We start from the raw sequence: 24,111 nt of genomic DNA, 5'->3' as shown, positions 1-24,111 counted from the left end.
CCCGAATATGTCCTCAGTCTTCGCTCATCGGCCACGACCAGAACGACGGGCCGCTTTCAGCCTGCAAGCGATTGAGAACCATCTGGTGGACTTCATCCGCACCATCGACGAGCCTTGCTTGGCGCGCGTAGCGGTAAATCCATTCAAGGACCGTGTCCGTGGAATAGCCGCGTGCTCCATTGATCTGGATTGCGGTGTCGGCGGCCTTGTGAAGGAGGTTGGCGACGTGAATTTTCGCCATGGAGACTTCTTTTTTTGCAAAGTCACCCTGATCGAGCGTCCAGGCGGCCTTCATGACAAGCAAACGACCGATCTCGATACCCATGGCAAGATCCCCCAATTTGATCTGGGTGCTCTCCCGGTTCGCCAGCCGAATTCCAAAGCCTTCCCGTTCACAGGCGTATGTCCGGGCGATTTCGGTGCATCGCTTCGCAAGACCCAGCCAGCGCATGCAATGCGTGAGCCTTGCAGGGCCGAGGCGCATCTGCGTGATTTTCAGGCCCTTGCCTTCGCCAAGAAGCACACGATCCGCGGGGAGAACCATGTCTTCGTAGACGATTTCGCAGTGTCCACCGTGTTCCTCCGGGCCCATGATCGGAATTCGGCGTTCTATCCGCCAGCCGGGCTCGTCGCGATGGTGAAGAAAAGCGGTCAGACCATGCCGCGGGTCGTCAGATGTGCGTGCGATCGTAATGAAATGAGAAGCATTTTCTGCGCCGGTAATGAACCATTTCCTGCCTCGCAGGACATAGGTGTCTCCACGCTTTTCCGCTGTCGTCAACATCATGTTGGGATCTGAACCTGCGCCAGGATGCGGTTCCGTCATGGCGAAGGAAGAACGCACCTTGCCTTCGGCAATCGGCTTCAGCCAACGTTCCTTTTGCGCGTCTGTCCCGGCTTGCTCCAGGACCATCATGTTTCCGTCGTCCGGTGCAGCGGAGTTGAAAACGACAGGACCGAAGATCGACCGGTTCATTTCTTCGTAGCAAACCGCCATCCCGACCTTGCCCAGGCCTTGGCCCCCGGTTTCCTTTTGCAGCTGCAGGCACCAAAGTCCCTCGGCTCGGGCTTTTTCCTGCAAGGTGGAAAGAGCGGTATGGCCGATGTTGCCATGGCAATCCCATGCGTTCCGGTCGAGTTCTACCGGAAATATTTCCTGCTCCACGAACCGCGCAATTCGCGAACGATAGTCTGCGACGCGAGCTGAAATTCGAAAGTCCATTTGACCTCACCTACAAAGAAGAAACGAGATGTCCGCCGTCGACGACGATGTCGGCGCCAGTCATGAAGCGGCCGTAATCGGACAAAAGAAGAAGAAGCGGTCCGTCGAGGTCTCCGGGGCGGCCAAGGCGACGCTGCGGAATACGCCTGACCAGTGCCTGTCCTGGCTCAGAGGCAAAGAAGTCACTGTTCAGGTCCGTTTCGATGTAGCCGGGGCTCAGCGAATTGACGCGAATTCCGTGTCGCGCCAATTCAAGTGCCAATGCGCGTGTGAGCTGAATGACCGCACCTTTTGAGGCAGCATATGCAGCAACATTGCCGGCTACCCGCGAGCCGAGGATGGAAGCGATGTTCACGATGACGCCACTCCGGCCGTTGGCTTTCATTTCGGCGGCGGCGGTCCGGGCAACGTGAAAGACGCCCTTGAAGTTGGTGTCCATGACGCGATCGAGCGTGTCTGGGTCATGGTCAAGAGCCGGGGCGGAATGCGAGACCCCGGCATTGTTGACGACCAAATCGAATATTTGTCCCGACATTGCTTGCGTGACGGACGTTGACGAGGCGACGTCCATCTCGAGCGGCGTGATCGACGCGCCTTTCTCCGTGAGGTCGGCACACAAGCTTTCCAGGCGGTCCAGGCGACGTGCAGCCACCACAACCTGAACGCCTTGAGCGGCCAGCAAAGCGGCGAAATGAGCCCCTAGTCCAGAAGAGGCGCCGGTCACCAGCGCTTTCTTGCCTGCCAGCCCGGGCCAGGTCTCTCGTTTTCCCAATTCCGTGTTCAAGTGCCCTATCCTCCTATCGAGCGCTCGTTCATTTTCTATCTTTCGAATTCCAACTTGTCAATCGAGCGCTCGCTCGATATATAGATTTGGATCGAACGCTCGTTTTATGCGATTTTTGGTGTGCGCAATCGCATTAACGCCAACGAATTCATGCTGGAGGCATCGTGCCAGTTACAAGTAGACGCTCACCCGATGATCTTTGCCGGTCGATGCTGGAGAGGAATGCCGACGTCATTTCCGTTCAAAAGCCGGATGTTGCACTCAAGAAGCTCAAGCTTATCATTTTGGCGGCTCTCAAACTTTCGAACCGCAAAGGCTTTCAGGCAATGTCCCTGCGAGATCTGTCGAAAGAAGCTGGCGTCTCGATGGGTGGTCTCTATGCCTATTTCGATAGCAAGACGACGCTACTGAACATGGTTCTGACCGAGGTTACGAGCTCCGTTCAAACGGTTCTTGGAAATCCGCCGGCAGAAGTGACCGGAGATCCGATCGAACATCTGAAGTGGCTTATCGAAGCTCATATCCGGCTGACCGATGACATGCTTCCCTGGTTCAGTTTTGCCTTCATGGAGGCCAAGAACTTTCCGGCAAAAGAGCGCGAGATGGCCGTTGATAGCGAGGAATTGACGGAAAGGTTCTTCGCCGATGTGACTGAGCGCGCGAAGGCCGAAGGAAGGTTCCGAACCGGTGTTACGCCTCTTTTGCCGACATTGATCAAGCCGCTTCTGCAGGACTGGTACGTGAAACGGGCAAAATACAGACGGCGCGGTGTCACGGTCGACGAATATGTCAGGACTGTTCAGAACATCGTTCTGTCGGCCTGTCTTCCAATTGATCAGATTTCTGATCTTACACACACCGACCAAACGGGGGCTGACGCTTCAGGTTCGGTGGGCTAACTCAAACAGGTACTGGTAATGGCTAACAACGCAGTAATCGTCTCTGGTGTAAGAACCGCCATCGGAACCTTCTCAGGTTCGCTTTCCGGGATGTCTCCCACCGATCTCGGTGCCGCCGTGGCATCTGAAGCGATTAGGCGTGCAGGTATTGCCGCGTCGGAAGTCGAGCAAACAGTGTTCGGAAACGTCATCCATACGCAGCCTCAAGACATGTACCTGAGCCGGGTCGTGGCAATTAATGCGGGCGTACCTGACAGCTCCCCGGCCCTTACTCTCAATCGGCTCTGCGGCTCCGGGCTTCAGGCCGTCGTTTCCGCAACAGAACAGATCCTACTCGGTAATGCCGAAGTTGCGCTTGCAGGCGGGGCGGAGAACATGAGCAGGGTGGGTCATCTTCTGACGCAATCGAGGGCGGGCCAGAAGATGGGTGACGTCGTCGCCACGGACATGATGATCGGAGCGCTGACCGACCCGTTTGGAAACGGCCACATGGGTGTAACCGCGGAAAACATCGCCAAAAAACTCGGTATTGACCGGATCTCACAGGACACGTTCGCAAGAGACTCTCATCACAAGGCCGCTGCAGCGATTTCCGAAGGCCGGTTCAAGGAACAGATCCTCCCTATGACCGTGAGATCCGGACGGACCGAGAAGACCTTCGAAGTTGATGAGCACGTTCGCGAAAACGTTACCATGGAGGACCTCGCTCGCCTTCGCCCGGCGTTCAAGCCGGACGGCACGGTGACGGCAGGCAACGCGAGCGGGATCAATGACGGTGCGGCCGCACTTGTTTTGATGAATGAAGATGCCGCTCAATCCAGGAATGCCCAGCCGATGGCCAGGATCGTGGCCTACGGACTTGGAGGAGTGGATCCGGCTTTCATGGGGCTCGGACCTATCTCCGCGACAAAACAGGCCCTGAAACGGGCGGGATTGACGGTCGGAGATTTGGACGTGATCGAATCCAACGAAGCCTTTGCTGCTCAGGCATGCGCCGTTTCATCGGAACTCGGATTGGCATCGGAAAAAGTCAATCCGAACGGTGGGGCGATCGCTCTGGGCCATCCGGTCGGAGCGTCGGGCGCAATCATCCTGGTCAAGCTTCTTTACGAACTGAAACGTATTGGCGGCAGATACGGGCTCGCCACGATGTGCATCGGTGGCGGCCAAGGCATATCCCTCATTGTCGAGAATGCTCGCTAGACTGAAAGTTTCCCGGCTGGAGTAACGCGGCGCAGGTCGCGGGAAAACCATTCCTCACTGAGGTTCTGTGCGGAACCGCGTCTGACGCGGTTTTCCGGCCGGTTTCTTGCGCCTTGCAATCCGGGCTTGAACGCGCCGTCGCCTCCATCTCCCGGCGGTGCAGAAAATCTTCAACATCAAAATCGGAAACAAACATGACCATTACATCGCAAGACCTCATGAAATGTGTCGAGATCAAAACTCCGGGAGCGCCTTCGGTCCTGACAACGACTTTCAGGGAACGGCCAGTTCCCGGTCCGGGTCAGGTGGTTATCAAGGTGATGGCTTCCGGTGTGAACTACCCCGATGTCTTGCAGCGCCAGGGACGCTACAACGTGCCGCCCGGTGCAAGCGATCTTCCTGGTCTCGAAGTCGCGGGCTATGTCCATGAAACCGGCGAAGGTGTTGACGGTTTCAAGGCAGGCGATGCGGTATGTGCACTCACGCCGGGAGGTGGGTACGCCGAGTATTGCCTCGCACCCGTAGAGCAATGTCTGCCTCTGCCGGAAAACGTCTCGATGACCGAGGCTGCGACATTGCCCGAGGTCTATTTCACGCTCTGGTTCAACCTCGCAATGCAGGGCAATCTGCTGAGCGCCCGGAGCCTGCTGGTGCACGGCGGCAGTGGCGGGATCGGAAGTGCGGCAATACAGCTCGCCTCGAGCCTGGGTCTCGACGTCTATACGACAGCTGCGGACGGTCCGGCTTGCGAGTTCTGTGCCGGTCTCGGTGCGAAAAGGGCCATCAACTATCTGGAAGAGGACTTTGTCGCGGTCATCAGAGGGGAGACGGAAGGCCGCGGTGTCGACCTGGTTCTCGACATGGTCGGTGGAGACTATATCCAAAGGAACATGGAGTGCCTTGGCCAGAAGGGTCGGCTCGTCAATCTCTACTATCTGAAGGGCAGCAAGGTCGAAGTCGACATGATGCCGGTGCTGGTGAAAAACCTGACGCTGACAGGCTCCCTGCTGCGCCCCCAGCCTCTTTCCGTCAAAGCCGAAATTGCCGCCGGTCTCACGGACGTGGTGTGGCCACTCTTTCAATCCGGGAAAATTCGCCCGGTCGTGAACAAGATCTTTTCATTGGATAGGGCATCGGATGCGCACACCTACATCGAGTCTGGCCAGCATTTCGGGAAAATTGTTCTGCAAGCGGATCTCTAGTCATCATTTTTCTATCGAGCGCTCGCTTGTTACGCGTGATCCGGAAGTTCGGGAGATACTCTTATGAAAATAGAAACGATTGCAATCGTCGGTGCCGGCACTATGGGCGGTGGTATTGCGATTACATGCTTGATGGCAGGCCTCAGGACGACCGTCGTTGATTTGAGCGAGGAAAATCTGCGTGCGCTGTCGCTAAGAATAGACAGGCATTTTTCCAGACTGGTCGACAAGGAGAAGATGACAGCTGATGAGGCACGTGATGCCAGATCATGCCTTTCACTGACGAGGGCTCTCTCCGATGTTGCCCGGAGCGACCTGATTATCGAAGCGGTTTTTGAAGATCTGGGCCTGAAGCGGAAAATATTCTTGCAGCTCGCAGGGGAGTTGCCTCCCAGGTCCATAGTTGCCACGAATACAAGCACACTGCGGCTTGCTGACCTTGCCGATGCGCTTCCCGACCCATCAAGATTTCTGGGGCTGCACTATTTCAGTCCGGCGGAGCATAATCCTCTAGTCGAATTGATTTCCGGTGACCAGACTAAGCCCGAGGTCCTCAGCGCTGCGCAAGAGTTCCTGAAAAGGACAGGCAAAACTCAAATTCTCTGCGCGGATTCAACCGGTTTTGCGATCAACCGCTTTTTCTGTCCCTATACCAACGAAGCCGCTCGATTGCTGGACGAAGGTGTCGCGACAACCGGACAGATAGATGACATAGCGCAGCGGGCCTTTGACCTCGCACTCGGCCCCTTCGCTGTGATGAACATCGTCAAGCCAAGAATAAGTCTGAACGCCGTCGAAAACCTGGCGGCACTCGGCCCGTTTTATGAGCCAGCTCAATCCCTGCAAAAAATAGGCTCTACCGAGGGCAGCTGGAATATCGAAGACCAAGTCCAGCCCGTTCATTCGAGCGTTGAGGATATTGTTGTCAATCGGCTCCAAGCAGCGCTTTTTTTCCCGATTCTCGAAGCTCTCGGCGAAGGCGTAGCCCAGGTCGAGGCTTTCGAGCTTGGTGCACGTCTGGCCCTGCGCTTCGGCAAATTGCCGATCGCCACGATGAGAGAAATGGGTCGCGACGCAGTAGAAATGGTTTTGGAGCCGCTTCTTCAAACGTATCGCGCATCAATGCCCAAGGCCGGCCTGGATCGTGTATTTGACTATGCGACACGAGCCGAGGCACGAGTGCCGGCGTTGGTTTGAAGACAAACTCCGAGGCCGCCTTCAGGGCACGTTCCGCTGGGGACCATTGAACAATGCTCCGTTCGTGTTTTTGAGGCCGCTGTCACAAGCGACCGTAACGACGGTGGCGGTCGGTCCGAGTTCTTTTGGCGAGCTCGATTGCTGCCAGCACGTTTATTCCAGTCGATGTTCCGGCGAAGATGCCTTCTTCGCTCGCCAGGCGCTGACACATAATGCGGGCCTCGGTCTCCGGCACGCTGCGTGCGTCTTGGTTGCCACCTACGCCTCAAGCGATAAGCAGCGATGCTTCAGGTTGCAGCGGAAATAGCGCGGCATGAGCATAATTTGGACTGATTGTGGGAAGACCGGGCCTGCCACGGCCAGAATGATGGGTTGAGCGATGGCCAACCTTAAAAACAAAAAATTTCAATGTCTTGGAAAGAGAAATGGCGGACAGAGAGGGATTCGAACCCTCGATACGGTTGCCCGTATACACGCGTTCCAGGCGTGCGCCTTCAACCACTCGGCCACCTGTCCGTCGCAAGCGTCACCCGCTTGAGTGGGGCGCAATATACCCATGGCGCGATCAAGTGCAAGCACTTGAACAAGTTTTTTTTTCGGTGCCTCGCCGCTGTGGATTGTCGAGGGGGTGCGGGGCTCGGATGAGCTGCAAAAAACGGCTGTAACGTGCCATGCACCCGGCAATGCCTGGACCGAAAAAATCTTTCCTGTCGTGGCGGTGCCAAGGCGGTTTGTCTGCAGCTGGAGGCTGGTCGGGCGCATGCATGGCCGCGCAGAATCAGCGTCTGTTGGTTTCGAGGGTCTAGAGACGTCTCGCCGGCAAGGTCATGGCATGGCTCAGTCTCTGTGCGGGAAGATAACCTCGCTTGGGGTTCGGCGTTGCGATAGGCCGGGGAGATGATGCGGCCACGGTGTCGCACAGGTCCCGGGAGGCAGCTTTGTGCTTGCGTATTGGGGAAATGCTGCACTGCAACTATCGCGCTGCCTGAATTTATTTCGAAGCATTTGAAACGAAAACACTTGCGAAAGCCGGGAACCAAAGTCACAAGAATGTGTTGAATATCAAATCTTGTTCCTGCGCGGGGTGATATTACCCTAAAGGAATGCTCAACATTCGGCGGCTAATATTTGAAGGCCTGACCGGAGCGGGCGCTCCGTTTAATATTTTGGCGAAGCTGAAAGCAAAGCGATGATCAGTGTTTTGAAGTTTTTATTCCGCATCCTCGGCTACGGCTTTGTCGCCGTCGCGATTATTGCCGGCATTTCCGATGCAAGTTCTTCCATTGCCCTGTCCGAAATCCGTCTGGCCCAGCTTGGTCAGGTCTGGCAGAACCTGTCGCCTGCCTCTCTCGAATTGGCGGAAGCCCACATCGTGGCGTCTTTCGACCCGACGGTCTGGCAGACCCTGAAAGAGTCTGTTCTGACCTGGCCGGTCTGGGTGGTCTTCGCTCCGATCGGCCTGGCGCTGCTTTGGCTGGGAGCCAAGCGCCGCAGCCAGCGTGCGCTTTACGCCTGACACGGTTTCTTGCAGTACCAGACGAGGTGTCGCAAAACGGCAGTTTCCGCTCACACGCGAACACCGTTGCGTGACGGGCCTCTTGGAAAGCGGGCGCAGCTGCGCCACATTAGCTCCTGAAATAAGCCGACTGCTTCCCGGGCATCCTCGAGAGGCTTTGTCGGCGTGTGCGGGAGATAGCCATGTCGTTCATGACGATGCTGACCAAGAAATTTTCGCTGCCGGCCAAGGACGAGGCCCTGCCGGGGCGTTCCGAGGCGATCCGGCCGGCCGAGCCGCATTTCGTCAACGGACGGCCGCTCGCAGGCCCCTATCCGGACAACATGAAAACCCTTGTGGTCGGAATGGGCTGCTTCTGGGGCGCTGAACGCCTGTTCTGGCAGCTGCCCGGTGTCTATGTCACCGCAGTCGGCTACGCGGGTGGATATACGCCCAACCCGACCTACCATGAAACCTGCACCGGGCGCACGGGTCACACGGAAGTGGTCCTGGTCGTTTATGACCCGGCGGAGATTTCCCTCGGAGACCTTCTGAAGGTCTTCTGGGAAAATCACGACCCGACCCAGGGCATGCGCCAGGGCAATGATACCGGTACCCAGTATCGCTCGGCCGTCTACGTGAACGAGGGCGACGACCTTGCCGGAGCCGAACAGTCGAGGCAAGCCTATCAGGACGCCCTGAAGGCCGGTGGCCTGGCAAGCACCATCACGACGGAAATCCGGGAGCTGGATACCTTCTATTTTGCCGAGGATTACCATCAGCAGTATCTGGCCAAGAACCCGGCCGGCTATTGCGGGATCGGCGGCACGGGCATCTCGTGCCCGGTCGGGCTGGGCCAGACCGCCTGAAGGCAGTCCGATCGCTAGCTTGGTTCCGGTTGAATTCAAGACGGGGCAGTGCCAGTGACGGCACTGCCCCGTCTTTTTGCATTCTCCGGGTCTGAAGCCGGCAGAGTCTCAGCCGTTTCCTTGCCGAGGTTGCCTATCTTGAAAGCCAGCTGACGCGGGTCAAAAAAGTCAGGATCTATATAAGTATAAATCCGTAGATAGCTTATATATTTCAACGCTCTATGGAATTTTCAGGCTTTCTTAAATTTGCGCTGTGAGGATTGACCTGACGCATGGGCGTTCAAGGATCGATTTCGTGAGCCGTTCGGCAAAAATTTTCGCGACAGGATACTTCCTGGCCAGCTGCCTGTTGATGCTGGTCGGCTCGTTGATGCCTGCCCGCGAAGGGCCGGTCGCGGTATTCGCATGGCCCTGGGGTGAAAGCGCGGTCAGCGTCATCGCCAGATCGGGTGGCCCGGTACTGTTCGTCGGGGACAGAAGCTGGGTGGCGCTCACCGAAGCCGGTGAACAACAGTCCATTGCAAATCTTTACCGGTCGGGCGCCGGTTTTGTGGCGTCTTCCTTGATCGCACAAGCCTGTGCGCGATTGAGCGGTGTCTCCCTGGAGCAGTTGAAATGAACGGTGTGGAAATGTCTCAACCGGATCAGATGTCGGGTCAGCTTTCCGGTCTGGACCAGTTCCGGCAGAAGTTTGCGCGGATGCTGATCCATTTTATCTGGGTGAATGTGTTCCTGGTCATGGGAACGGCCTGGTGGGTTGGTTATGTCTCGCTCGTGGCGGTTTGCGGGGCAGCCTTGCTCCTTGGTGTTGCGGCCACCGGCACATGGGTGAAGTTCGGGGCCGGCGTTGAAACGCGCCTGGCCACTTCCATGTCCCTTGCCGGGCTGGTTGCCCTGTTCGTGGCCGCTCTGGCGACGCCGGATGGTCAGATCACCTATCAGCTCGACGCACATATGTATTTCTTCGCCGTATTGGCCATCCTGGCCAGCTGGGTCGACTGGCGGGCGCTGGTTGCCTATGCAGCCGTCGTCGCCGTGCACCACCTTGTCCTGAATTTCGCCATGCCCTGGGCCGTGTTTCCCGGTGGGGCGGATTTCAGCCGCGTGGTCTTTCATGCGCTTGTCGTGGTTGCGGAAGTCGGCGCCCTTTGGTGGATGACCGACAGCCTTGCACGAGCGTTTGCCGCTTCCGACAAGGCGCGCGAAGAGGCGGAAGCCGCGCGCGCCCAGGCAATGGTGCTGCAGCACCGGACCGTTGAAAATGACGAGATGGAGCGCGCCAAGCAGAAGGTCATCAACGAACGCATCATGGCGTTTGAAAGTGATATCGCTGCCAAGCTGGACGGTGTCGGCCTGAAGGTGCGCGAAATGCGGGATGCCGCCACCGAGCTCGGAACCGTTGCCGAAAACACCTCGTCGCGTGCAGGCTCCGTATCGGATGCGTCCGAAACAGCGTCCTCAAATGTGCAGATGGTCGCTTCCGCCGCAGAAGAGCTGTCGTCCTCGATTGCGGAGATTTCGCGCCAGGTCGAACAGACCACCGGCATCGTCAACCGGGCGACGGAAAATGCGCAAACCAGCAACAGCAAGGTCGCGGGCCTTGCGAATGCGGCCAATCGGATCGGCGAGGTCGTCACGCTGATCCAGGCGATTGCCGAACAGACCAACCTTCTGGCTCTCAACGCCACCATTGAGGCGGCCCGCGCGGGCGAAGCTGGCAGGGGCTTTGCGGTTGTTGCTGCCGAAGTGAAGGAACTGGCGACACAGACGTCCAAGGCAACGGAAGAAATCGGTGCCCAGATCGCGGCGATCCAGGCGGAAACCAAGGACGCGGTGGAATCCATCGGAGTGATTGCGACGACGATGGACGAGGTCAACAGCTATACGGCTGCCATTGCTGCCGCCGTCGGCGAACAAGGCGCGGCGACCCAGGAAATCTCGCGCAATGTGGCGGAAGCCGCGGACGGCACGGGACGGGTTGCCAACAACATCGACGGTGTGCGGGAATCTGTCGAACGCACCAGCCACTCGGTCGGCTCCATGGTCGAGGCGGCCGAGACCCTCGATCTGGAGACCCAGGACATGCGCCGGGCAATCACCGCCTTCCTGAAGGATGTTGCGGCCTGAGAGTATGGCCGCAACAGATCGTGATCTTCGGAAACCGGCGGCCAGTCCGCCGGTTTTTTCGTTCTTGGGGTGCTCTCCTGTCCTGCATGCTTGACCTGATGTCGCTTGAATGCCATGAGCCGCCCCTAACGAACCAGCGTTGCGGATGAAAACGTGCCACGCTGGCAGCATTCTTCACCCTTGCGGACACTGACGCCAAACGATGCCTGCATCCTCCTTCGCGCCCGGAACGGTCCTGCTGCTGGACCTGTTGAAGCAGCGGTCTGCGCTGTTGTTTCAGGCGCCGGATGAGGTGATCACCTGCTCCCGGCTCGAGGAGGTTCAGGGCTGCCTCGAGCGACTTGAGGCCGCCCAGGCGGACGGGCGCCATGCGGCAGGCTATCTTGCCTATGAACTGGGTTTTGCCTTCGAGGAAAAGCTGCGGCAACGGTTTCATCAAACAGAAGAGCCGTTGCTCTGGTTCGGGCTGTATGGCGCGCCGGAGGAACTGGGTCTCGACGAAGCCAAAGCTATGCTGGAAAGCGTGGCTGGCGACGGCGAGGCTGCCATCGGCAAGCCGGAGTTCGATATGGACAGGGCCGCTTACGATACGGCCTTTGCCCGCGTCCGCGACCATCTGGCAAAGGGCGACATCTATCAGGTCAACCTGACCATGCGCGCGCGGTTCCGGCACCAGGGGGCTCCGGAACGGATCTTCCAGACCCTTCTGCGTCGCCAGCCGGTGGAATTTGCCGCTTTCCTGCGTCTTGAAGACCGGACGATCCTGTCTCTCTCGCCGGAACTCTTCCTGGAGCGCCGAGGCACCTGCCTGCGGACCAAACCCATGAAGGGCACCGCGCCCCGAGGGCGTTACGCTTCCGAAGACGCCAAGATTGCGCGCACGCTTTCAACTGATCCCAAGCAGCGGTCCGAAAACACCATGATCGTCGACCTGATGCGCAACGACCTTTCGCGCATCGCCGACACCGGCACCGTCAAGGTGACCAAACTGTGCGAGGTGGAGCGCTACCAAAGCCTTCACCAGATGACCTCGACGGTCGAAGCTGAAGTTCCCGATCACGTCGGCTTTGCACGCATCGCAGAACATCTCTTCCCTTGCGGTTCGATCACGGGAGCTCCGAAACTCAGCGCCATGCAGATTGCCCAGGATCTGGAAACCGGCCCGCGTGGCGTCTACACCGGTTCGATCGGCTTTCTCGCGCCTGGAGGCGATTTCCGGCTGAATGTCGCCATCCGGACGCTGGTGCTGCGAAACGACGGCAGCGGCGAAGCCGGAAGCGGGTCCGGCGTGATCTTCGACAGCGGCGCGTCTCCCGAATACGACGAATGCGCCCTGAAACTGAGGTTCATGAGCGAAGACACACCCGGCTTCGATCTGATCGAGACGCTGGCTTATCACCCGGGCGACGGTTATTTGCTTCTGGAACGGCACATGCAGCGCCTGCAGGCCTCATCTGCCTATTTCGGCTTTCCTTACCGCGAAGAAGACGTGCGTGAGAAGCTTCTGCAGCATGTTCGCACCTTTGCCGGTTTCAGGCGTGTGCGGTTGTTGCTGTCGGCGGATGGCGGCATTTCGGTCACATCGACGGATCTTCCGCCGGCCGGTCAGGAGGCCGTTTTCAATCTGGTGATTGCGCAAGAAACCACTTGGTCAACCGACAGGTTCCTGTTTCACAAGACCACCAACCGGGCCTTCTACGATGACACGCGCCAGCGGTGTCAGGCGGAAACCGGTTGCCAGGAGGTGCTGTTCCTGAACGAGAACGGCTATCTCACCGAGGGCAGCTACACCACTCTTTTCGTGAAACGGAACGGTAGTTTGCTGACGCCTGCGCTTCGTCACGGGCTTCTGCCCGGCACCTTTCGGGCGGGGCTTCTGGAACGTGGTCTGGCAAGCGAGGCAGACCTTACGCTCCAGGATCTGCAGGAGGCCGAGGAAGTCTACGTCGGCAATTCCGTGCGCGGTCTGATGCGCGCTCGCCTGCTTTCGGAACAAGCGAGTGGTTCGTGGCATATGGAAGCCGGGCAACACAATGAAGCCACCCGCAAGGCGGGGTGATTACCGGTACGCCAAGAGAGCAGCGCTGACATCTCAGTCACTGTCCCAGGGAATGACTGTCAGCTCCGGCCAGAGGGCCTTCATCCGCGCCGCCTTTTCCGCATAGGTCTCCGGTTTCGGCTGTGTGTAATTGGGCACCAGCCGCATGCCGAACAGGTTGGCAAGGCCGAAAGGCGCATGCAACACCAAGCGCCTGTCCTCTTCGAGCCGTGCCGCCACCGAATGGGTGCGCGAGGCATAGGTCGTCAGCGAATCCATGGCACAGTCGAGAGGGCGGTATGGCCTGCCGAAACGGCTCTCGTACCACAGGTGGACACATACTTGTACGATATGACAACAATCTTTGTGTCGTCATCCGCATTTCTTCGAGCAGTGAGAGGGGTAGGGGGGATTTCGGTTTAAGTGTGTGTATGTTCAGAATTACAGATTTTTCATAAATTTATTTGCCTGGAAAGCACATTTAGTTCACTTCAATCGCACCTTAAGAAGTGTTAGATGAGCTCGGTTGTAAATAGGAAGGGGTAATTTACCGCAGACTTTCCATAACCCGAGGGAGGATTTCGCGTTAGCGCCTCTAGAAGCGAGATACTAACGATCCATGCGATGAGGCAGACTGCATTGCGAGCGACTTAGCCGCTTTCTTTCCTGCTGTAGCATGTGCTATCAAGTCATGATTTTTATTCGGTTTTGGCAAATTGCGCTAGGTTTAATTGCGCATAACGATCAGACTTTTCAATTGGGGTAGTACTGTATACGTGTTTGATAAATGAATCCCAGTACATGGGGCTCGTAGTCTCGATTACGCTGTCCAAAATGTTTATTTCTTCATTATCAAGCCCGCCGGAAGCGGCTTCCTTGCCGGATAACCGCACCTCAACCTTTGGTTCGCCATAGTAGTTCAGAGCTTGAATAATTTCGAACCTCGGATCCTCTTGTACCGCCTCAATCACATCATCGACGTACGGACCAAAATTATGAAAGTACCATTCGATGTCCGTTACTTGACGTCCTTTCCTTTTTGCAGCCTCCCAGTCAGCCAAGTAAACGAGTTTCGTGAGTCGCGTTTTCGAAAGCTCTGACTTGTGAGGGTAGTGTTTGCAAAAATAAGCTGCGACATCAGCGATCTTGCTCATGGTACCTACTCCTCTGGGTCTGGGTTGAACTCACTGTGCAAGATACCTCTTAGACGTACAAACCTGGCTACATCTAAAGACTCGCCGTCCAGCACCTGATCAATCCCCGCAACTTTGAGGACGCCAGTCTCTGTACTTTCGTATACCACGATGCCGATTCTCTGACCACCTTCGTTGTCGCGCAATGCACGCGCATAGTAATGTTTGCTTGCCATCGAAAGTGGACCTTCTGGGTGAGTGCAGCCTTCGTTTTGAAGTGCAGCATTCATCTCGTTACGAAATTCCTCGGAGTCAGGCGGATGTTCTGAAGAAAACTCCTTAACACCGTGATTTAGCCAGGCAGCTCCGACTACTCCTTGATTTGACGGTATTCTAAAACGACCATTTTGCTCATGAAGTAGTACGGGTGAATGGCGAAATATCTGCCTCAGGAAGTGTTCGTCATCATCGTGCTGTTTTCTGTAGACCGTCACTCTACAACGATGGTCGAAGCCTGTTACTTCGTTGGTCAATATATACTTGAGCGTATCTGCCAGCGCGTCAAAATAACTACTCTTTGTGTCAGCGTGTGATTGCGTTTCCTTGCGAAGAAATTTTTCAGTCGCCATATTTTTTGACTGAAGTATACCGTACTTTCCGTATTGATACCGATTGAAGAAGCTCTCAACCCGTCCAAATGTTGATATAAAAATAAAAATTAGTAGATACGGAACCGGCGTAGAGAAATTACGAATATTATCAAAAATTGCCGAGTAGGCGAAATCTAAGGTGAGAAGTTCTTTCAGATCTTGCTCTTGTTGGGATATTCCAAGTTTGGAGGCAGTGATCTCATCTGTTAGCCATATGCTGAACACTACGGATAAAATCACTATCAATCCAGTTGAGATAACCTCTAGGCAAGGTACCACAAAAGGTGGAATCCTCTTTAAGAGCTTGACCATTTTCACCCCCACTTGGACTGAACAAATAAGATATTTTGTGACGAAATTTCAAGCGTAAGTCGCGCAGCTGTGCATCGTTTACCGGTAATCGCATTAGTCGCGAGGGCAAAGTAGGCAAGGAATCCTCGCTCATGGAGCAATGACAGCAGTCGATTGCAATACCCTTAAAAAGGTACAACCTTTAGCTCCGGCCAGAGGGCCTTCATCCGTGCCGCCTTTTCCGCATAGGTCTCCGGGTTCGGCTGTGTGTAATTGGGCACCAGCCGCATACCGAACAGGTTGGCAAGGCCGAAAGGCGCATGCAACATCAAGCGCCCGTCCTCATTGAGCCGTGCCGCCACCGAATGGGTGCGCGAGGCATAGGTCGTCAGCGAATCCATGGCACAGTCGAGAGGGCGGTATGGCCTGCCGAAACGGCGCTCGTACCACAGGTGGACACGAGCCTGATTTCTCACTTCCAGAAGGCTCGCCAAGTCGGGCAGGGCCTGGTTGACCTTGCCGATAACGTCGTCCTCAGCCTCGTAGGATAGATCGGTTCCGTCGAAATAGATGATGTCGAAATCCTTGATGCCGTGCAGCAGGGGGCGGTTGGTGAGGACGTTCCAGACAGTCTGGTAGATACCACCCGACACCAGCCAGGCATCAGGAAGGGCAAGGTTGCGGATGGTGGTCAGGATTTCCATCACATGAGGCACGGTCCTGAGGATCTGCTCAAGACTTGCCAGCCGCGTCTCCTCGCTGGCCGCATAGGGATCGCCCAGCCTTGCATCGCGTACATCCATCTGCAAATCGGCGGTCATTTCCGGATCCTCTTTTCGCGAAGGGGCAACCTATCCGATTCTCAAGGTATCGCGAGCCGTGCATGATGAGGACCATGCACTCGAATGTGTCCTCCGCAGATACGCGCGCTACCGGATGAGGGAGCACCGACTTGACATGACGCAGGTCGGTGCCATCTCCTTCGGAGACGTTTGGTTTTTTCAGGAATTGCCGATGTACCTCTTGCCACGCACACAAATGATCGCTGCACTGGCCGCTTGTGGGGCGGTGCTTGTCACCGCTCTGCCGTCCGCGGCCCAATCCGGACGGCCGAATTCCACCGCCATGTCCTGCGGGCAGGTCCAGTCCATGATCAATCAGCGTGGGGCCGTCGTGCTCAGCACCGGGCGCTATACGTTCGACCGGTATGTGGCCAACCGGAGCTACTGCCAGCATGGTGAGGTCACGCGCCGGGACTACATTCCAACAAGGGACAATGCGAAATGCTACGTGCTTCGCTGTATCAATCCCCAACCCTGGCGGTATGACTGAGCCGTATCCGGAATGGTCGCCCTTCCGGACTTCAACAGGAGACGTCATGTGACCCGACTTTCCAGAAACGCATGTTTCGGCTTCCTGGTGTTTACCTGGCTCGGGGTCACCGCAGCCGTAGAACCGGCCATGGCCCAGGCCGGGCGCCCGGACACGCGGTCGATGACATGTGCCCAGGCTCAGGAACTGGTCAGGAAAAGCGGCAGCATCGTCCTGACGACCGGCCAGTCGACCTTTGACCGCTTCGTTGCAAACGGCAGCTATTGCCGGCCGCAAACGGGGCAGGTCCGTGCGAAATTTGCTCCCACGCGAGACAATCCGCAGTGCTCCGTCGGCTACAGGTGTTTCCAGAACCGGACCCAGCGGTAAACGGTATCCTTCTGCAAAAACAGGATAAAGAGGCAGAAGTCTTAACCGCCTTGCAGGCTTTTCTTGCTATTTCATGCGCGGACGGGGCAACGCTGTGTTGCATTTGGAAACCGTTTCACAAATATGAAATACGGATTACCTACTGCTGGAAATCATAGCCATTTAATACATGACTTCGCCTGAATACTCAGGAAAGGCCTTGCGATGAACGAGAATAATACAAGAAAACAACTGTTAATTGCGAAGTCCGCACTTCAGGCAGGCCTGTTTATGTGTGCGGCTCTTGTCCCTGTGTTGCAGGCGGAAGCGCAAACCCGGCGTCAGCCCGATACCACGCAACTGACCTGTGACCAGACGCAGGACCTGATCAAGAGATTCGGGGGCATCAATCTGAAATCAGGCCCTTATAAGTTCGACCGGTTTGTCGTCGGCCGGAACCAGTGTTTCTCGGGACAGACGGTGCGCCCGACATTCGTGCCGACCAAGGACAACCCGAAATGTTCCGTCCTTGTCTGTGCAGAGATGGGGCAGGCCCGCCAGTAAAAAGGCCGCGCGATGGTGTTCGCGCAGCCCCCTTTTCCAGTCTTGTGAAACGCCGGTTCAGCCTCTCAGCGTGCCACCGGTTGCCTTCTCGACATTGGCAATGATCTTCTTTGCCACGGCGTCGATTTCCTCGTCCGTGAGGGTCTTCTGACGCGGCTGCAGTGTCACGTCGATGGCGACTGACTTCTGGCCTTCCGGCACACCCTGACCTTCGTAAATGTCGAATAGCGTGACATCGCTGATCAGCGTCTTTTCCGCGCCACGAGCCGCTTTGAGCAATGCCTCGGCCGAAATGTCCTTGCCGACTAGGAACGCGAAGTCGCGTTGAACCGGCATAAGGCCACTGACATTGAGGGCACCCTTCGAACGGCCACCCTTGCCCTTGGGTTCGGGCAGCGCATCGAGGAAGATCTCGAATGCGACCAGCGGTCCTTCGATGTCGAGCAGCTGCAGCGTGCGCGGATGAACTTCGCCGAACACCGCCAGAACGTTCTTCGGGCCAAGCTTGAGACAGCCGGACCGGCCCGGGTGGAACGTTGCCGGGGCATCTGCAGACACCATCAGTTTGTCTACCGGCGCGCCGATGGCTGCCAGCGCTGCTTCGGCGTCCGCCTTGGCGTCGAACACGTCAACGGCCTGGGAAACACCCGACCAGTGCCGGCCGGAACCCTGCAGCTTCGCAGACCCACGGCGCACGCCGGTTGCGACCATTTTCTGGCCTTCAGGAGTATCGTTCTCGAACACCTGACCGACTTCGAACAGGGCGACATTGCCATAGCCCCGGTCGGCATTGCGCTGTGCCGCCAGCAAAAGGCCCGGAAGCAGGCTCGGGCGCATGTCGGACATCTCGCTGGAAATCGGATTGGCCAGCGCAAGCGCAGCGTTGCCGCCACCGAAGAGTTCAGCGTGATCCTTGGCAATGAACGACCAGGTAACTGCTTCATTGAAGCCACGGGCGGCCAGTGCCCGGCGCGCCTTGTTGCGGCGGATCTGTCCGGTGGTCAGCACCTTCTGGCCGACGGTACCGGTGCGCGGCAGTGGTGTGAACGGAACACGCTCCAGACCGATGATGCGCACCACCTCCTCCACGAGGTCGGCCTTGCCTTCGATGTCCGGCCGCCAGCTGGGTGCGGCCACCTTGACCGTGTCACCGGCGCCGGAGATCCAGAAACCGAGCGACTTCAGGGTGACATTGGCTTCAGCGGGCAGAACATCGACGCCCGACAGGCGCCTGATTTCCGAATAGGGGAAATCGATGATGTTGCTGGTATCCGGCACGGAACCGGCCTGCACCGTTTCGGACGGCTCGCCGCCGCACAGGTCCATGACCATGCGCGTGGCATATTCCAGACCGGGCATCATGTAGTTGGGATCGACACCACGTTCGAAGCGATAGCGTGCGTCCGTATTGACGCCGAGCTTGCGCCCTGTGGCAGCAATGTCATCCTCGTCCCAAAGGGCGGATTCGATCAGAACGTTGACAGTCTCTTCCGTGCAGCCGGACGGCTCGCCGCCCAGGATGCCGCCGAGACTTTCAACGCCGTTGTCGTCGGAAATGACGCAGATCGTGTCATCGAGCTCGTAGCTCTTGCCGTTGAGGCCGTCGATCTTCTCGCCCTGCTTGCCGCGGCGGACAACAAGATTGCCGTGAACCTTGTCGGCGTCGAACACGTGCAGCGGCCGGCCCTGATCGAAGGTGATGTAGTTGGTCATGTCGACGAGGGCGTTGATCGGGCGCAAGCCGATGGCGGTCAGGCGGTCCTGCAGCCATTTCGGCGAAGGGCCGTTCTTCACGCCCTTGACCAGGCGCAGGCCGAAGGCCTTGCACATCGGCTTGGTGTCGCCGAAATCGAGCGTCACGTCGACCGGGCAGGGGAAGCTGCCGCGAACCTGTTCGTTGCTGCGTTCCTTCAGCTTGCCGAGGCCGGCTGCGGCAAGATCACGGGCAATGCCGTATACGCCGGTGCAGTCCGGGCGGTTCGGCGTCAGGCCGATTTCGATGACTGGCTCATCCAGGCCAGCCCATTCGGCATAGGCCATGCCGACCGGCGCATCCGCCGGCAGGTCGATGATGCCGTCATGTTCGTTGGAAAGTTCCAGCTCGCGCTCCGAGCACATCATGCCGAAGCTTTCCACGTCGCGGATCTTGCCGACGGAAAGCGTGACATCAAGGCCGGGGACATAGTCGCCCGGCTTGCCGAGCACACCGACAAGGCCGGCGCGGGCATTCGGCGCACCGCACACAACCTGCACCGGGTCGCCCTCGCCGGTGTCAACCTTCAGGACGCGCAGCCGGTCGGCATTCGGATGCTGTTCGGCTTCCAGAACCTTTGCGATTCTGAACGGCTTCAGGCGGTCGGCGCGGTTGGTGACTTCCTCGACTTCCAGTCCGATCAGGGTGAGACGTTCAACGATCTCTTCCAGGCTGGCGTCGGTTTCCAGATGCTCCTTGAGCCAGGAAAGGGTGAATTTCATCTTTCGATCTCTTCAAACTTGGTGCGGTCTCAGGACCGCGAAACGGGACGTGGAGGCCTCAGTTGCCGAGCCGGTCCACTTCGGGAATGATGGTCGCAGCGCCGTAGTTTTCGGCAAAGCGGCGGCCGATGTCGGAAAAGTCGCGGGTCCAGCCGCGCACGATCTCCGGCGTGATCTGCTGTTTGGTGGCAATCGCCTGGGCAGCTTCCGTCTCGATCCGGTCCCGCAGGATGCCGAGTTCGACCTGGGCGGCATATTCGGCCCGGTACTTGCCGAGCCAGCCCATGGCGACAATCAACACCATCACCAGAAGGGCCGCGGTGCTGGTCAAGCCGGCCCACTTGGCGGTGCCGCCGATCCGCCGGTCGCTGGCGATCAGCACGATCGAAGCTATGGTCAGGAACGCCACGATATAGATTGCCTGCAGGAAGCTCTGGTACTTTTCGGCCGAGCTTGCCTCGTGGCCGGCACGCAGACGCGTGATCCGGTCACGGAGATACAGCAGCGCATCGGCTTCGGTGCCCAGCTTCTCCCGGAAATAGGTATCGCAGAACCGCAGCCGGCCCCGGTTCTCGATCTTGTCCGCGCAGGCCTCGAGGAACGAGGTCGGCGTCGCGACGCGTGTTTCCTGGTCGCTGGTCTGCGCGGCTGCCGGCAACAGGGCGGCAACGGTCAGCATGGCGGCAAGAACGATGCGGATCAGCAATGACATGATGGCGCCCCCAAATTCAGGCGGTTAACTGGACAAACCGCCGAACAGTGTCGGCAGGTCGAGTGGGCGGAAGCCGTAATGCTGGATCCAGCGGACGTCGGCGTCGAAGAAAGCGCGCAGGTCCGGCATGCCGTATTTCAGCATCGCGATGCGGTCGATCCCCATGCCCCAGGCAAAACCCTGGTAGATATCCGGGTCGAGGCCACAGTTGCGGATGACGTTCGGATGAACCATGCCGCAGCCGAGAATTTCCAGCCAGTCTTCGCCCTGGCCGATCTTCACTTCGCCGCCGGACCGGTCACACTGGATGTCGACTTCCATGGACGGTTCGGTGAACGGGAAGAAGCTTGGGCGGAAGCGCATCTTGATGTCGTCGACTTCGAAGAAGGCTTTGCAGAATTCCCGCAGCACCCATTTCAGATGACCGAAATGGCTGTCCTTGTCGATCACGAGGCCTTCCACCTGGTGGAACATCGGCGTGTGGGTCTGGTCGCTGTCGCAGCGATAGGTTCGGCCCGGAATGATGACGCGGATCGGCGGTTCCTGGTTGCGCATGGTGCGGATCTGCACCGGCGAGGTGTGCGTGCGCAGCAGCAGCCGTTCGCCGTCTTCCTTCGGATTGAAGAAGAACGTGTCGTGCATCTCGCGTGCCGGGTGGCCTTCTGGAAAGTTCAGCGCGGTAAAGTTCAGCTCGTCGGTCTCGATGTCCGGGCCTTCCGCAATGGAAAAGCCCATGTCGGCGAAAATCGCCGTCAGTTCGTCGATGACCTGGCTGACCGGGTGAATACGGCCGGTCTCCGCCGGTGTTGCGCGCAGCGGCAGGGTGATATCCACCTTCTCGCTGGCCAGCCGTGCTTCCAGGGCCGCTTCCGCCAGCACATCCTTGCGGGCGGCGATAGCGTCGGTGACCTTCGCCTTGAGGCCGTTGAGGGCAGGGCCCATCACCTGGCGCTCTTCAGGGGTCATCTTGCCGAGCGTTTTCATCTGCTCGGAAATTGAGCCCTTCTTGCCAAGGGCGGCAACGCGGATGTCTTCCAGGGCGGCTTCGGTCCCGGCGCCTTCGATGGCGGCCAGAAGATCGGATTCAAGTGTGTCGAGGTTGGACATGCGTACTCGGTCGTCGGTTCGCGCGGTGCGCGCGGAGGTGTCGAAACAGAAAGTCGGGGTCTTTTAGCGAATAATGGCGGTGATTGCCACGGCCTCATGCGCATTATTGCGTGAGTTCCCGAAGAGAAGAAAAGCGCCGGAATTAAAGCGCGTTAGCGCGTAAATCGACCGCAGGCGGGGCCCTGCAGCTCGATGAGGCGCACGTCGATCCCGGAAAGAGGCTGAGAGCCACTGCAAAGGCCGGAACGGCGGATATGTGCGGTAAGGTCGCTCATGGGGCGTCAATGTAGCGAAAGGCGAGGCGTTGGCAAGCGGAAAAGGAGAGGCAGCCTTGCGCCTCAACTTGGCCAACGCGTAGTGGCGAGCCCCAGGCACCGGAACTCAATCCCCATCCGGGCGTTTACCTTTGAACTCCCTGCTGTTTGCCAACGTCCGTGGACAGAAGGGCGTGGGCTGGCAACTGAGGGGGTAACATGGCACGTGGAAGAGATGCGGGCAGTCCGGAAAAGATCCCGCCAATGGGCTGGCTGGATATCAGCTACCGGGTGTGGAACGCGGTCCAGCGCGACCACATCGACCTGATCGCCGCCGGCGTTGCCTTCTACGGTCTTCTTGCGATCTTCCCGACCATAACTGCGTTCACGGCGCTGTCTGGGCTTGTGGTTGAACCAGTCGAGGTCAGCCGTCAGCTTGAAATGATCGAGAACTTTCTGCCGAAGGAAGCGTCGCAAATCATCCTGGCGCAGGCCGCAGATGTTGCAGGCAGCGAGAATGCGGGGCTCGGCTTCGCCTTCGTCATTGGTCTGGGCATCGCGCTCTATTCCACCTCCAAGGGCATGGCCAGCCTCATGGAAGGGCTTAACATCGCCTATGACGAGGTTGAGAAGCGAGGCTTCATTGCGCTGAAAGCCAGAACCTTCGTGATGACGATCCTGCTTGTTTTCGCTCTGGTCTTGGGGTTGGTGTCCGCGCTTCTGCTGCCGGTTGTCTTCAGTTATCTCGCCTTGCCTGACTGGTTGGAGAAGGTCCTGTCATCGGCCCGCTGGATCATTCTGGGATTTCTGACCGTCACCGGTCTTTCCTTCGTTTACAGGTTCGGGCCGTCTCGAACCGATGCCAAATGGAAATGGATCACGCCCGGCGCTGTAATCGCCTGCCTGTTGTGGCTTGCCGCGTCCTACGGATTTTCGGTCTATGTGGCGAACTTTGCCAGCTACAACAAAACATTCGGCAGCCTTGCCGGTGTCATCATCCTGCTGATGTGGCTCTGGATTTCGGCCTATATCATCTTGCTCGGGGCCGAGTTGAATGGCGAGATGGAAGCGCAGACCCGCCGCGACAGCACCGTCGGTCCGGACCGGCCAATGGGCACACGTGGTGCCGTGAAGGCCGACATACTGGGAAAATCCATTGCAAGTGCGGAGTAGAGGTGCGCAACGAGCGAAAGACGCTCACGCCTCCACCATATCGGCTCCTTTCGGTCTGCCGATGGAGCCTTGCAGCTCCTCCCGCAGCCAGTCGCCGAAAGCCTTCTTGGCCTTTGTCTGAGGGGCGTTCTTGCCGCTGACCAGCCAGTAGGCGCTGCCCGTGGCGGGGCGCTCGGGGAAGGGGGCAATCACCTGGCCGGACTTCACGGCATAAACCGCAAGCGTTTCCCAGGCCAGAAACACCCCGTGGCCGGCGATTGCCGCATCCAGGCACAGTGAACCGTCGGAAAAGGTGGGGCCATCCTGCAGGATGCTCTCATCGAGGCCGAAGAGATCAAGCCAGGTTTTCCAGGTAAACATTTGTCCGGGGTCACGGATGATCGGCAGCTTGCCGATGTCCTTCGGCTCCTTGATCTGTCTGGCCAGCGCCGGACTGCAGACGGGAAACACCCGCTGGTGCAGCAACTGCTCTGCCTTGACGCCTGGATAGGGTCCCTTGCCGACACGGATACACAGATCGACATCGCTCATGTCCGGATCGACCAGGTCCACCGTCGCTTCCACCCGAACCCGGATCCCCGGATGCATCTTGTTGAAGTTCTTGAGATGCCAAACCAGCCATTTTCCGGCGAAGACCGGGGCAACCGAAATCGTCAGCGCATCTTCCCGTCCGCGCTGGGTGGTGGCGATCGCGGTCGAAAGCGAGGACATGGCGCTGGTCAGATGTGGCTGCATTGCAAGCACATGTGCGGTTGGCAACAGCAAACGGTTCTGCCGCTCGAACAGCTGCACGCCAAGCTGGGTCTCGGTCTTGTGAACCTGCTGGCTGACGGCGCCGACGGTTACGCCGAGTTCGTCCGCTGCCGCCTTGACAGAGCCCAGCCGAGCGACGGCTTCCACGGCGCGAAGGCCGGAGAGGTGAATGCGATTGAGGTTCTTCATTTTAGAAAAGCTAAACTGAAAATCAGAATAAGTCGATTTTTTTAGCGAGTAGTGGCGTCTATATAAGGAGCATAGCTAAATTCAAAGAAGGAAT

At 57.9% G+C, this 24,111-nt stretch carries 23 protein-coding genes and 1 tRNA gene; 13 read left to right on the top strand and 11 right to left on the bottom strand.

Going from position 1 to position 24,111, the window contains the following annotated elements:
• Positions 1 to 13: 13 nt before the first annotated feature.
• Together FIV03_RS02605 and FIV03_RS02600 are read right to left on the bottom strand one after the other, a co-directional pair.
• Entirely contained in the window at positions 14 to 1,222 is a 1,209-nt protein-coding gene (locus tag FIV03_RS02605) for an acyl-CoA dehydrogenase family protein (RefSeq protein WP_152508570.1), read from the bottom strand.
• Between the two features lie 10 nt (positions 1,223 to 1,232).
• Entirely contained in the window at positions 1,233 to 2,006 is a 774-nt protein-coding gene (locus tag FIV03_RS02600; RefSeq protein WP_286202256.1) for an SDR family oxidoreductase, read from the bottom strand.
• A 164-nt stretch (positions 2,007 to 2,170) separates the two neighbouring features.
• On the opposite strand from FIV03_RS02600, the gene FIV03_RS02595 reads away from it, so the two are divergent.
• The 4 genes from FIV03_RS02595 to FIV03_RS02580 all read left to right on the top strand — a co-directional run bounded on the left by FIV03_RS02595 (position 2,171) and on the right by FIV03_RS02580 (position 6,507).
• Positions 2,171 to 2,905 (top strand): TetR/AcrR family transcriptional regulator, encoded by a 735-nt coding sequence (locus FIV03_RS02595; protein WP_286202255.1) that lies wholly within the window; start codon positions 2,171 to 2,173, stop codon positions 2,903 to 2,905.
• An 18-nt stretch (positions 2,906 to 2,923) separates the two neighbouring features.
• Entirely contained in the window at positions 2,924 to 4,108 is a 1,185-nt protein-coding gene (gene bktB, locus FIV03_RS02590) for a beta-ketothiolase BktB (protein ID WP_152508569.1), read from the top strand.
• Between the two features lie 194 nt (positions 4,109 to 4,302).
• Complete coding sequence (locus FIV03_RS02585; protein ID WP_152508568.1) at positions 4,303 to 5,310, top strand: NAD(P)H-quinone oxidoreductase; 1,008 nt, start codon at positions 4,303 to 4,305, stop codon at positions 5,308 to 5,310.
• A gap of 63 nt (positions 5,311 to 5,373) precedes the next feature.
• A complete protein-coding gene (locus FIV03_RS02580; protein ID WP_152508567.1) occupies positions 5,374 to 6,507 on the top strand; it encodes a 3-hydroxyacyl-CoA dehydrogenase in 1,134 nt (377 codons plus the stop codon).
• 426 nt (positions 6,508 to 6,933) lie between these two features.
• Here the strand turns inward: FIV03_RS02580 and FIV03_RS02570 are convergent.
• Positions 6,934 to 7,023, bottom strand: a tRNA-Ser gene (locus FIV03_RS02570).
• A gap of 685 nt (positions 7,024 to 7,708) precedes the next feature.
• Between FIV03_RS02570 and FIV03_RS02565 the strand changes: the two genes are divergently transcribed.
• From FIV03_RS02565 to pabB, 5 genes are all read left to right on the top strand, one after another.
• The gene (locus tag FIV03_RS02565; protein WP_152508566.1) at positions 7,709 to 8,023 is read left to right on the top strand and encodes a hypothetical protein; all 315 of its coding nucleotides are present in this window, start codon (positions 7,709 to 7,711) and stop codon (positions 8,021 to 8,023) included.
• A 182-nt stretch (positions 8,024 to 8,205) separates the two neighbouring features.
• Positions 8,206 to 8,871, top strand: coding sequence for a peptide-methionine (S)-S-oxide reductase MsrA (msrA, locus tag FIV03_RS02560; RefSeq protein WP_152508565.1), 666 nt, complete (start codon positions 8,206 to 8,208; stop codon positions 8,869 to 8,871).
• Between the two features lie 295 nt (positions 8,872 to 9,166).
• A complete protein-coding gene (locus FIV03_RS02555) occupies positions 9,167 to 9,490 on the top strand; it encodes a hypothetical protein (protein WP_209009834.1) in 324 nt (107 codons plus the stop codon).
• Positions 9,487 to 10,998, top strand: coding sequence for a methyl-accepting chemotaxis protein (locus tag FIV03_RS02550; protein WP_152508564.1), 1,512 nt, complete (start codon positions 9,487 to 9,489; stop codon positions 10,996 to 10,998). The genes FIV03_RS02555 and FIV03_RS02550 overlap by 4 nt, the downstream gene beginning before the upstream one ends.
• Positions 10,999 to 11,200: 202 nt before the next feature.
• Positions 11,201 to 13,057, top strand: coding sequence for an aminodeoxychorismate synthase component I (gene pabB, locus FIV03_RS02545; protein ID WP_152508563.1), 1,857 nt, complete (start codon positions 11,201 to 11,203; stop codon positions 13,055 to 13,057).
• A 33-nt stretch (positions 13,058 to 13,090) separates the two neighbouring features.
• Here pabB and FIV03_RS02540 read toward each other — a convergent pair whose 3' ends face one another.
• The 4 genes from FIV03_RS02540 to FIV03_RS02525 form a co-directional block, all read right to left on the bottom strand.
• Entirely contained in the window at positions 13,091 to 13,366 is a 276-nt protein-coding gene (locus FIV03_RS02540) for a nucleotidyltransferase family protein (RefSeq protein WP_286202294.1), read from the bottom strand.
• A gap of 368 nt (positions 13,367 to 13,734) precedes the next feature.
• Entirely contained in the window at positions 13,735 to 14,190 is a 456-nt protein-coding gene (locus FIV03_RS02535; RefSeq protein ID WP_152508562.1) for a Panacea domain-containing protein, read from the bottom strand.
• 5 nt (positions 14,191 to 14,195) lie between these two features.
• A complete protein-coding gene (locus tag FIV03_RS02530) occupies positions 14,196 to 15,131 on the bottom strand; it encodes a hypothetical protein (RefSeq protein WP_152508561.1) in 936 nt (311 codons plus the stop codon).
• Positions 15,132 to 15,295: 164 nt separating this feature from the next.
• Positions 15,296 to 15,931, bottom strand: coding sequence for a nucleotidyltransferase family protein (locus FIV03_RS02525; RefSeq protein WP_152508560.1), 636 nt, complete (start codon positions 15,929 to 15,931; stop codon positions 15,296 to 15,298).
• 136 nt (positions 15,932 to 16,067) lie between these two features.
• Between FIV03_RS02525 and FIV03_RS02520 the strand changes: the two genes are divergently transcribed.
• The 3 genes from FIV03_RS02520 to FIV03_RS02510 all read left to right on the top strand — a co-directional run bounded on the left by FIV03_RS02520 (position 16,068) and on the right by FIV03_RS02510 (position 17,354).
• Positions 16,068 to 16,442 (top strand): hypothetical protein, encoded by a 375-nt coding sequence (locus FIV03_RS02520; protein ID WP_286202254.1) that lies wholly within the window; start codon positions 16,068 to 16,070, stop codon positions 16,440 to 16,442.
• 48 nt (positions 16,443 to 16,490) lie between these two features.
• A complete protein-coding gene (locus tag FIV03_RS02515) occupies positions 16,491 to 16,811 on the top strand; it encodes a hypothetical protein (RefSeq protein WP_286202253.1) in 321 nt (106 codons plus the stop codon).
• A gap of 204 nt (positions 16,812 to 17,015) precedes the next feature.
• Positions 17,016 to 17,354 (top strand): hypothetical protein, encoded by a 339-nt coding sequence (locus tag FIV03_RS02510; RefSeq protein ID WP_145915833.1) that lies wholly within the window; start codon positions 17,016 to 17,018, stop codon positions 17,352 to 17,354.
• 57 nt (positions 17,355 to 17,411) lie between these two features.
• Here the strand turns inward: FIV03_RS02510 and pheT are convergent, their stop codons facing one another.
• Genes pheT through pheS form a run of 3 tightly spaced genes read right to left on the bottom strand, consistent with a single transcriptional unit; the run spans position 17,412 to position 21,648 of the window.
• Positions 17,412 to 19,829 carry a phenylalanine--tRNA ligase subunit beta gene (pheT, locus tag FIV03_RS02505; protein WP_152508559.1) on the bottom strand — a complete coding sequence of 806 codons (2,418 nt, stop codon included), beginning with the start codon at positions 19,827 to 19,829 and terminating at the stop codon, positions 17,412 to 17,414.
• A gap of 58 nt (positions 19,830 to 19,887) precedes the next feature.
• Entirely contained in the window at positions 19,888 to 20,541 is a 654-nt protein-coding gene (locus FIV03_RS02500; protein ID WP_022999681.1) for a hypothetical protein, read from the bottom strand.
• Positions 20,542 to 20,565: 24 nt separating this feature from the next.
• On the bottom strand, positions 20,566 to 21,648 hold the full coding sequence (gene pheS / locus FIV03_RS02495) for a phenylalanine--tRNA ligase subunit alpha (protein WP_152508558.1): 1,083 nt from the start codon (positions 21,646 to 21,648) through the stop codon (positions 20,566 to 20,568).
• A 473-nt stretch (positions 21,649 to 22,121) separates the two neighbouring features.
• Between pheS and FIV03_RS02490 the strand changes: the two genes are divergently transcribed.
• Positions 22,122 to 23,075 carry a YihY/virulence factor BrkB family protein gene (locus tag FIV03_RS02490; RefSeq protein WP_055657403.1) on the top strand — a complete coding sequence of 318 codons (954 nt, stop codon included), beginning with the start codon at positions 22,122 to 22,124 and terminating at the stop codon, positions 23,073 to 23,075.
• Between the two features lie 24 nt (positions 23,076 to 23,099).
• Here FIV03_RS02490 and FIV03_RS02485 read toward each other — a convergent pair whose 3' ends face one another.
• Positions 23,100 to 24,017, bottom strand: coding sequence for a LysR substrate-binding domain-containing protein (locus FIV03_RS02485; protein WP_152508557.1), 918 nt, complete (start codon positions 24,015 to 24,017; stop codon positions 23,100 to 23,102).
• Positions 24,018 to 24,111 lie beyond the last annotated feature (94 nt).

The sequence above is a fragment of the Labrenzia sp. THAF187b genome (genome assembly GCF_009363375.1).
GTDB classification, from domain to species: Bacteria; Pseudomonadota; Alphaproteobacteria; order Rhizobiales; family Stappiaceae; genus Roseibium; species Roseibium algicola.
The sequence above is the reverse complement of the archived record's forward strand: the minus strand, read 5'-3'. Positions and strand labels throughout refer to the sequence as shown.

What these genes read in the sequence shown, in the direction of transcription:
- FIV03_RS02605 (WP_152508570.1), bottom strand. Translation starts at nt 1,222, where the DNA reads ATGGACTTTCGAATTTCAGCTCGCGTCGCAGACTATCGTTCGCGAATT.
- bktB (WP_152508569.1), top strand. Translation starts at nt 2,924, where the DNA reads ATGGCTAACAACGCAGTAATCGTCTCTGGTGTAAGAACCGCCATCGGA.
- FIV03_RS02585 (WP_152508568.1), top strand. Translation starts at nt 4,303, where the DNA reads ATGACCATTACATCGCAAGACCTCATGAAATGTGTCGAGATCAAAACT.
- FIV03_RS02580 (WP_152508567.1), top strand. Translation starts at nt 5,374, where the DNA reads ATGAAAATAGAAACGATTGCAATCGTCGGTGCCGGCACTATGGGCGGT.
- msrA (WP_152508565.1), top strand. Translation starts at nt 8,206, where the DNA reads ATGTCGTTCATGACGATGCTGACCAAGAAATTTTCGCTGCCGGCCAAG.
- FIV03_RS02550 (WP_152508564.1), top strand. Translation starts at nt 9,487, where the DNA reads ATGAACGGTGTGGAAATGTCTCAACCGGATCAGATGTCGGGTCAGCTT.
- pabB (WP_152508563.1), top strand. Translation starts at nt 11,201, where the DNA reads ATGCCTGCATCCTCCTTCGCGCCCGGAACGGTCCTGCTGCTGGACCTG.
- FIV03_RS02535 (WP_152508562.1), bottom strand. Translation starts at nt 14,190, where the DNA reads ATGAGCAAGATCGCTGATGTCGCAGCTTATTTTTGCAAACACTACCCT.
- FIV03_RS02530 (WP_152508561.1), bottom strand. Translation starts at nt 15,131, where the DNA reads ATGGTCAAGCTCTTAAAGAGGATTCCACCTTTTGTGGTACCTTGCCTA.
- FIV03_RS02525 (WP_152508560.1), bottom strand. Translation starts at nt 15,931, where the DNA reads ATGACCGCCGATTTGCAGATGGATGTACGCGATGCAAGGCTGGGCGAT.
- FIV03_RS02520 (WP_286202254.1), top strand. Translation starts at nt 16,068, where the DNA reads ATGACGCAGGTCGGTGCCATCTCCTTCGGAGACGTTTGGTTTTTTCAG.
- FIV03_RS02510 (WP_145915833.1), top strand. Translation starts at nt 17,016, where the DNA reads ATGAACGAGAATAATACAAGAAAACAACTGTTAATTGCGAAGTCCGCA.
- pheT (WP_152508559.1), bottom strand. Translation starts at nt 19,829, where the DNA reads ATGAAATTCACCCTTTCCTGGCTCAAGGAGCATCTGGAAACCGACGCC.
- FIV03_RS02500 (WP_022999681.1), bottom strand. Translation starts at nt 20,541, where the DNA reads ATGTCATTGCTGATCCGCATCGTTCTTGCCGCCATGCTGACCGTTGCC.
- pheS (WP_152508558.1), bottom strand. Translation starts at nt 21,648, where the DNA reads ATGTCCAACCTCGACACACTTGAATCCGATCTTCTGGCCGCCATCGAA.
- FIV03_RS02490 (WP_055657403.1), top strand. Translation starts at nt 22,122, where the DNA reads ATGGCACGTGGAAGAGATGCGGGCAGTCCGGAAAAGATCCCGCCAATG.
- FIV03_RS02485 (WP_152508557.1), bottom strand. Translation starts at nt 24,017, where the DNA reads ATGAAGAACCTCAATCGCATTCACCTCTCCGGCCTTCGCGCCGTGGAA.